Annotated in this window: 6 protein-coding genes; 3 read left to right on the plus strand and 3 right to left on the minus strand. The window is 74.2% G+C overall.

Annotation, left to right across the window (positions count from 1 at the left end; genetic code table 11):
* Positions 1 to 69: 69 nt before the first annotated feature.
* A complete protein-coding gene (locus tag EAO70_RS06915; protein WP_148002124.1) occupies positions 70 to 2598 on the plus strand; it encodes a phosphoketolase in 2529 nt (842 codons plus the stop codon).
* Positions 2599 to 2631: 33 nt separating this feature from the next.
* Here EAO70_RS06915 and EAO70_RS06920 read toward each other — a convergent pair whose 3' ends face one another.
* The 3 genes from EAO70_RS06920 to EAO70_RS06930 form a co-directional block, all read right to left on the minus strand.
* Complete coding sequence (locus EAO70_RS06920) at positions 2632 to 3813, minus strand: PP2C family protein-serine/threonine phosphatase (RefSeq protein ID WP_261992713.1); 1182 nt, start codon at positions 3811 to 3813, stop codon at positions 2632 to 2634.
* A 235-nt stretch (positions 3814 to 4048) separates the two neighbouring features.
* Positions 4049 to 4489 (minus strand): hypothetical protein, encoded by a 441-nt coding sequence (locus EAO70_RS06925; protein ID WP_148002125.1) that lies wholly within the window; start codon positions 4487 to 4489, stop codon positions 4049 to 4051.
* A gap of 95 nt (positions 4490 to 4584) precedes the next feature.
* Positions 4585 to 5292, minus strand: coding sequence for a class I SAM-dependent methyltransferase (locus EAO70_RS06930; protein ID WP_148002126.1), 708 nt, complete (start codon positions 5290 to 5292; stop codon positions 4585 to 4587).
* A 234-nt stretch (positions 5293 to 5526) separates the two neighbouring features.
* Between EAO70_RS06930 and EAO70_RS06935 the strand changes: the two genes are divergently transcribed.
* Both EAO70_RS06935 and crtI read left to right on the plus strand, forming a co-directional pair.
* On the plus strand, positions 5527 to 6756 hold the full coding sequence (locus EAO70_RS06935) for a polyprenyl synthetase family protein (protein WP_187283767.1): 1230 nt from the start codon (positions 5527 to 5529) through the stop codon (positions 6754 to 6756).
* On the plus strand, positions 6753 to 8407 hold a 1655-nt coding region (gene crtI, locus EAO70_RS06940), incomplete at its 3' end, for a phytoene desaturase family protein (protein WP_148002178.1). The genes EAO70_RS06935 and crtI, both read left to right, overlap by 4 nt.

Below are 8407 nucleotides of genomic sequence, written 5' to 3' on the forward strand. Positions count from 1 at the left end.
CGCCCCACCGGCCCGTCCGCCGTCGGCACGCCGCACGGCCGCGCCCGGTGACCCGACGGAGGAGGCACGATGCACAAGGCGACACCGGCCGACCGGGAATCCCCGCCGACCGACGCGCTCCAGAGCGACGAGAAGCCCGACGTCAGCGAGGAGAAGCGTGACGTGGGCGCCGCGGAGCCCGACGTCGGCGCCGCGGAGCGGCCCGGCATCAGCGACGAGGAGCTCGACGCCCTCGACGTCCACTGGCGAGCGGCGAACTACCTGGCCGTCGGGCAGATCTACCTGATGGACAACCCCCTCCTCCGCAGGCCCCTCGAACCGGCGGACATCAAACCCCGCCTGCTCGGCCACTGGGGAACGTCCCCGGGCCTCAACCTCGTGTACACCCACCTCAACCGCGTGATCCGCTCCCACGACATCGAAGCGCTCTGCATCTGGGGCCCCGGTCACGGCGGCCCCGCCGTACTGGCGAACTCCTGGCTGGAGGGCAGCTACAGCGAGATCTACCCTGAGGTGACCCGGGACGAGACGGGCATGGCCCGGCTGTTCCGGCAGTTCTCGTTCCCCGGCGGCGTGCCGAGCCACGTGGCACCCGAGACCCCCGGCTCCATCCACGAGGGCGGCGAGCTGGGCTACTCCCTGTCGCACGCCTACGGCGCCGCGTTCGACAATCCCGACCTCCTGGTGACCTGCGTCATCGGAGACGGCGAGGCGGAGACGGGGCCGCTCGCCGCGTCGTGGCACTCCAACAAGTTCCTCGACCCGGTGCGCGACGGAGCCGTCCTGCCCGTCCTCCACCTCAACGGCTACAAGATCGCGAACCCCACCGTGCTCGCACGGCTGCCCAGGGAGGAACTCGACGCCCTCCTGCGCGGCTACGGCCACGACCCCCTCTACGTGAGCGGCACCGACCCCCGGCAGGTCCACCGGAGCATGGCCGCCGCCATGGACACGGCGCTCGGCCGCATCCGTGCCCTCCAGACCGCGGCCCGCGAGGGCCGGTCGGACCACCGGCCCCGGTGGCCGATGATCGTCCTCGACACCCCGAAGGGCTGGACGGGCCCGGCGGAGGTCGACGGGAAGCCCGTCGAGGGGACCTGGCGCTCCCACCAGGTGCCCCTGCCCGAGGTACGCGAGGACCCCCGCCATCTGCGGCAGCTGGAGGAGTGGCTGCGCTCGTACCGGCCCGAGGAGCTCTTCGACGAGCACGGCGCTCCACGGGCCGAGGTGCTCGCCGGCCTCCCGAGCGGTGGACGCCGGCTGGGATTCACCCCGTACGCCAACGGCGGCACCCTGCTGCGCGACCTTCCCCTTCCGCCCCTGGAGGGCTTCGCCGTGAAGGTGGACCGGCCGGGCAGCACACGGCACGAGCCGACCGACGTCCTGGGGAAGCTCCTTGAGGGCGTCCTGACGGCCACGGCACGGAGCCGCGACTTCCGCCTCGTCGGCCCCGACGAGACCGAATCGAACCGGCTGCAGGCGGTGTACGGTGCCGGCGGCAAGGCCTGGCAGGCGGCGGTCCTGGACACCGACGAGCACCTCGACCGGCACGGCCGGGTCATGGAGATCCTCTCCGAACACACCTGCCAGGGCTGGCTGGAGGGATACCTGCTCACCGGCCGCCATGGCCTGTTCTCCTGCTACGAGGCCTTCGCCCACATCGTCGACTCCATGGTCAACCAGCACATCAAATGGCTGACGACGTCCCGCGCCCTGCCGTGGCGGGCCCCCGTCGCCTCGCTCAACTACCTGCTGACCTCCCACGTGTGGCGCCAGGACCACAACGGCTTCTCCCACCAGGACCCCGGCTTCGTGGACCACGTCCTCAACAAGAGCCCCGAGGTCGTCCGCGTCTACCTGCCGCCGGACACGAACACCCTCCTGACCGTCGCCGACCACGCGCTGCGCAGCCGTGACCACGTCAACGTGATCGTCGCCGGCAAGCAGCCCGGCTTCGACTGGCTCTCCCTCGACGAGGCCCGTGACCACTGCGCCCGCGGCGCCGGCATCTGGGAGTGGGCGGGCACCGAGGCCGACGGACAGGAGCCGGACGTGGTCCTCGGCTGCGCGGGCGACGTACCCACCGAGGAGGTGCTCGCGGCGGCGAGCCTCCTGCGGCGCCACCTCCCGGACCTCGCCGTCCGCGTGGTGAACGTGGTGGACATGACCCGGCTCATGCCCCGCGAGGAGCACCCGCACGGCATGCCCGACGAGGAGTACGACGCCCTGTTCACCACGGACAAGCCGGTGATCTTCGGCTATCACGGCTACCCCTGGCTGGTCCACCGGCTGGCCTATCGCCGCGCCGGACACGCGAACCTCCATGTGCGCGGCTACAAGGAGAAGGGCACCACGACCACACCGTTCGACATGGTCGTGCGCAACGACCTCGACCGCTACCGGCTGGTGATGGACGTGATCGACCGAGTGCCCGGTCTCGCCTCCCGCGCCGATTCCGTACGCCGGACGATGGCGGACGCCCGTGAGCGCCACCACGCCTGGATCCGGCAGCACGGCATCGACCTTCCCGAGGTCACCGACTGGTCGTGGAGCGACGAGACGGAGGGCTCCACGGCCGCGCCGACCGCACCCGCGTGAGACGCCGTCGCGGCCGGGTCGGGGCGGGCACGGTCAGCCCTGGTCCGGGTGCCACTCGGTCAGCAGGATGGTGGCGTCGTCGCGGAGCGGCAGGTCCTGGTGCTTCCGCAGGGTCCGCACCAGCCGGCGCAGGGCCTCGGGTGCGGCGGCGCCCGCGGCCGTCGAACGGATGACGATGTCGGCCAGCCTCTCCTCGCCGAAGAGGTCGCCGGCCGGCGAACGCGCCTCGGTGACCCCGTCGCTGTAGATCAGGACCCGGTCGCCGGGCTGGAGCCGCACCCGGTGCACCGTGGGCGGCTCGGTGAGGTGGAACCCCCAGCCGAGGGGGAGGTCGGCCGGCCGTTCGAGCATGCCGTGCAGCACCCGGCCGTCCCGGATCAGCAGGGGGGCCGGGTGGCCGCAGTTGACCCAGGTCAGGGTCCCGTCCTCGGCGTCCAGGGTCGCGATGACGGCCGTCATCAGCCGGTCGGTGAACCACTGGTCCAGGATCTTGTCGATCTCGGGAACGATGTCCGCGAGCGACCCGCCGGAGCGGCGGGTCGCACGGCAGGCCGCGAGCCCGGCCGCGCTGGCACCCCCCGACGCGAGGTCGTGCCCCATGGAGTCCAGCAGGGTCAGATGCAGCCCGTTGTCGATGAGGCTGTGGTCGAAGGCGTCCCCGCCGATGTCATAGGCGGGCTCCAGACACGCGGAGGAGGTCACCTGCGCGGTGCCGATCGTCCGGGGCGGCAGGAACGCCCAGAGCAGTTCCGCCTGCACGGTCATCGTCCTGCGCCGCTCCGCCTCGATCAGGACGTCACTGTGCGTCGACTTGGACACCAGCAGCAGCGCGGCCGCGGCGGCCAGCGCCTCGCACCGGTCGACCAGTCCCGGGTCGAAGCCGTGGCCGGTGGCCTTCATGACGCCGAGCCGTTCGACCCCGTCGATCATCGGCACCCACAGGGTGTCGCCGTCCGCCGAACGCTGGGTGCGCTCCTCCCGGTAGGCGAGCCCTCCCAGCGAGGTGTCCACGCCGAGGGCCGGCTCCTCGGGGGCGGGGGACTGGGGAAGCGCCTGGAGCGTCTCCTGTTGCAGGTCTGCCACGTAGACGGCGGTACCGGTGAGACCCATGCGCAGCCCGGTCCGGGCGACGAGCTCGGCCAGGCCGCGGCCCGGGGTGAGACGGGACCTGGCCAACAGCTCGGAGAGGACCTTGTCATGGGGCTGCGTGTTCAACTCTGCTCGAATCCTCCGCCGAATCGCGGTGTGGGCGTGCCGGGCCGACCGTATGCCGACAACACCATCACTCCGGTGGCGGCCGACTCCCGGTCCCGACGCGCGGGACAGCCCGGGGACCCCCCGGCCGGACCAGCGCGGAGGAGGCCGCCACCGCCCGACCGACCACGCGCCCGTCCGCCCGCACGACCGCCCGTCCGACCGCCGCGTCAGGACGGCCCGTCAGGAGGATCTGTCAGGACGGGCCGGCCGTGTGGTCCGGGTGGCCCGTGGTGCGGCGGGCCTCCTTCATCGCCGCCTCGTGGAGGTGGTCCCTGCCGTCGGCCAGAGCTTGCAGCGCCTCGCGTTCGAGTTCGCGGAACGGCTCGTAGTACGTGCTGTTGTAGGCCTCGACGACCTGGAAGGTCCAGTGGCCCGGGATGACGTTGCGTCCCAGCACCTCGGTCTCGACGCGGTCCGCCCAGTCGCCGTGTCCGGCCTCCCTCAGCAGGGCGACGGTCCGGTCCAGCTCCAGGTCCGCGGACCCCGTCAGCTGGTGGAACCCGTAGAGATGGCCCCGGGCCCGTTCGACCGTCTCCAGGGCCTTCGACAGCGACCCCAGGGCCTCCACCGTCAGGTCGTCGACCGCGTCGGGCGGTGTGTGGGCGCGGTCGGGGCTGTCTTCACTGGGTGCCATGCACGTCCCCTGCCCCGGTCCGCCGCCCCGTAACGCCCGGGCGCCGCATGCACCCCGGAAGGAGTCACCGCCCCGGCCCGCCGTGTGCCGGCACGTCAGTCGCGGGTCGCGAGGAAGGTGTGGGTGATGCCCGTCTGCCAGCCCGGGAGCGGCAGCACGCGCACGTCCGCGAACCCGGCGCGGCGGAGGCGTTCGGCGAACCGGGGCGCCGTGTCGAAGTCCAGCACGCTGCGGCGCAGGTGCCGGTAGAGGGCCGCGTCCCCGTGCAGTCGGCCCCCGGGCACCACCAGGCCGCTCGTCACCGCGTTCCACACCGCGCGGTGGACCGCCCGACCGCTCAGCGCGTACTCGTGGACCGCGAGCCGCCCACCGCGGCGCAGCAGACCGCGGACGGACCGGAGCACGGCGTCCGGGTCGGCGACGTTGCGGAAGAGGTACGCGGCGAACACGGCGTCGTACGGCCGCGCGGTGTCGGTGGTGCCGACCTCCTCGGCCGGCGCGTGCACGAAGGAGACGGACGAGGGCCAGGTCTTCTCCCGTGCCCGCGCCAGCATCCCGGCCGAGGCGTCGACACCGGTGACGGTGGCGCGGGGCGCGACGTCCAGCAGGGCGCGCGTGGAGGAGCCCGTACCGCACCCGAGGTCGAGCACGGAGAGCCCCGCGCCGTCCCCGGGCAGCCCGAGACGGCGTGCGGAACGCCGCAGCTGCCCGTGGTAGCCGGGGTTCGCGGCGGTCATGCGGTCGTACGAGGGTGCGGCGTGGTCGAACGCGGCAGCGAGCGCGCGGTCGTGAAGCAGGGTCATGTGGGTCCTCTCCCGGGTCGGATCCAGCCTGCGACCCGTCCCGACCGGGGCGCCGTACGCCACGCCGTACGGGCCCCGGCTCCTCGTCGCGGGTCTCAAGGCCGGGTCCCGGCGCCCTCCGGAGGGGAACGGTTGGGCCGTCCGGCTCAAGACCGGATGTCCGGCGGACCGGCCGCGGTACGTATGCGCCGAGCGAGCCGGTCCTCCCGGCGGCCGACGGTGAAGGGCAGTCCCATGCGCGCACTGGACCCGCTCCATGTCGACGACGACGTGGCGGCGGCCGTGAACACGGTGTTGGCGACGGTCCTCGGACGCCGACTCGAAGAGGCCGAGGCGGTGGACCCGCTCTTCGCCGAGGACCTCGCCGGCCGCGTCGCGCGCTTCACCCTGGCAGGCGGACGGCGCATGCGCGCCCGGCTGTGCTGGTGGGGCCTGCGCGCCGCGGGCGGCGGCGCACCGCAGGCCGCGGCCGCGCTCGGCGTCGCCGGGGCACTGGAACTCGTCCAGACGTGCGCGCTGATCCAGGACGACGTGATGGACGGCTCGCCACTGCGGCGGGGACGCACCGCCGTGCACGTCGAGCTGGACGAGCAGTACGCGACGCCGCGCCGCGACCGGCCGTGCGGGACCTTCGGCGGAGCGGGCGCCGTGCTCGCGGGCGATCTCGCCCTGGTGTGGGCCGACGACGCCTTCGCCGAGGCGACGGCCGGATCCCCGGCGGCGGCACCGGCGGCCGCGGTCTGGCGGTCGATGCGGGCCGAACTGGTCGCCGGCCAGTACCTCGACCTGCACGCCCAGGCGACCGCGAACCGCTCCGCGACGCGGGCGCTGCGTTCCGCCGTGCTCAAGACCGCCCTGTACTCGATGGAGCGCCCGCTGATGCTCGGCGCCACCCTCGCGGGCGGGTCTCCGGACGTCCTGGCCGCGCTCGCCGGGGCGGGCCGCTGCGCGGGCCTGGCCTTCCAGCTCCACGACGACCTCCAGGGCGCGTTCGGCGATCCCGCCGCGACCGGGAAGCCGGTCGGCGAGGACCTGCGCGAGGGCCGGTCGACGTATCTCCTGGCCGTGGCCAGGGAACGCTGCGAGGCCGCCGGGGACCGCACCGGACTGCGGGTCCTGGAGACGGTCACCGGTGCCCCGAACACGGCGGGCGCCGAGGACGTCCGGCGGGCCCGGGAGGTGCTGGACCAGGGAGGAGCGCGGGCGCAGGTGGCCACCGAGGTCGAGCGACTGTGCCGCCGGGCCGAGGAGTCCCTCGCGGGCGCCCCTCTCGACCGGCCGGCCACGGCCCGCCTCGTACGCCTGCTGCGCGAGGCCTGCGGCCTGCCACCCGGCGACGCGCCGGACACCGCGGGTGAGTCCCGCCGGGCCGCCGGGGAGCCAGACCCGCCCGCCGAGCAACCACGCCGGGCCGCCCGGCCGATGACCGAGTTCGACGACGCGCTGACAGGAGATCCGCGGTGAAGGCACTGCCGGGCAGGACCGATCACGTCGTCGTCGTGGGCGCAGGGCTGGCCGGACTGTCCGCGGCCCTGCACCTGCTGGCGGCGGGACGACGGGTGACGGTCGTGGAGCGCGACGGACTGCCGGGCGGCCGGGCGGGACGCGTCGAGCGCGACGGCTACCGGATGGACACGGGCCCCACCGTGCTCACCATGCCGGACCTCCTCGACGAGGCCTTCGCCGCGGTCGGCGCCCGCCTGCGGGACCACGTGGACCTGGTCCCCCTGCACCCGGCCTACCGCGCGCGGTTCGCGGACGGCAGCGCCCTGGACGTCCACACCGACGCCGAGGCCATGGCCGCGGAGGTGGAGCGGTTCGCCGGAGCGCGCGAGGCCGCCGGGTACCGCAGGCTGCGCCGGTGGCTCACCGAGCTGTACAGGCTCCAGATCGACCGTTTCATCGACGCGAACTTCGACTCGCCGTGGCAGCTCGCGCACCCCGACCTGGCACGGCTCGCCCTGGCGGGCGGCTTCGGATCGCTCGACCGCGCGATCGGCCGCCACCTCGGGGACGAACGGCTGCGCAGGGTCTTCTCGTTCCAGTCGCTGTACGCGGGCGTGGCACCGTCCCGTGCCCTCGCCGCGTACGGGGTCATCGCCTACATGGACACCGTCGCCGGGGTCTACTTCCCCCGCGGCGGCATGCACGCCGTACCGGCCGCCATGGCGAGGGTGGCCGCCGCCGCGGGTGCCGAACTGCGGTACGACGAGCCGGTGGAGCGCCTGGAGCGGCGGGGCGAACGGATCACCGCCGTCGTCACCGCCGCCGGCCGGATCGCCTGCGACGCCGTGGTCCTCACCCCCGACCTGCCGCTCTCCTACCGCCTCCTGGGGCGCCGCCCCCGTCGCCCCGTCCGGCTGCGGCACTCCCCGAGCGCCGTCGTGCTCCACGCGGGCACCCGACGGACGTGGCCGCTCCTTGCGCACCACACGATCTCGTTCGGGGCCGCCTGGGACGGGACCTTCCGCGAGCTGACGCGCACCGGACGGGTGATGAGCGATCCCTCCCTGCTGATCACCCGGCCGACGGCCACCGACCCGACGCTGGCCCCGCCCGGCCGCCATCTGCACTACATCCTGGCGCCCTGCCCGAACACCGAGGTGGGTCCCGACGCCCTCCACTGGGGCGAGCTCGGCGCCCGCTACCGCGACGCGCTCGTCGGCACCCTGGAAGACCGGGGCCTCCACGGCCTGGGCGAGGCTATCGAGGAGGAGTGCCTGGTCACGCCCGCCGACTGGGCGGCGCGCGGGCACGCGGCCGGCACCCCGTTCTCCGTGGCGCACACCTTCGGCCAGACCGGCCCGTTCCGCCCCCGCAACCTCGTCCGCGGCACGGAGAACGCGGTGCTGGCGGGGTGCGGCACGACCCCCGGCGTCGGCGTGCCGACGGTCCTCGTCTCGGGGAAGCTGGCCGCCCTCCGGATCACGGGCGCGCCGGCCCGCGCACCCCGCCAGCACCGCGTTCTCCGTGCCGCGGACGAGGTTGCGGGGGCGGAACGGGCCGGTCTGGCCGAAGGTGTGCGCCACGGAGAACGGGGTGCCGGCCGCGTGCCCGCGCGCCGCCCAGTCGGCGGGCGTGACCAGGCACTCCTCCTCGATAGCCTCGCCCAGGC

The sequence above is a fragment of the Streptomyces sp. adm13(2018) genome (assembly GCF_008042145.1).
In the GTDB taxonomy this organism is placed as follows: domain Bacteria; phylum Actinomycetota; class Actinomycetes; order Streptomycetales; family Streptomycetaceae; genus Streptomyces.

Coding starts and splice junctions, on each gene's coding strand:
- EAO70_RS06930 (WP_148002126.1), bottom strand. CDS start 5,292: ATGACCCTGCTTCACGACCGCGCGCTCGCTGCCGCGTTCGACCACGCC.
- EAO70_RS06925 (WP_148002125.1), bottom strand. CDS start 4,489: ATGGCACCCAGTGAAGACAGCCCCGACCGCGCCCACACACCGCCCGAC.
- EAO70_RS06935 (WP_187283767.1), top strand. CDS start 5,527: ATGCGCGCACTGGACCCGCTCCATGTCGACGACGACGTGGCGGCGGCC.
- EAO70_RS06915 (WP_148002124.1), top strand. CDS start 70: ATGCACAAGGCGACACCGGCCGACCGGGAATCCCCGCCGACCGACGCG.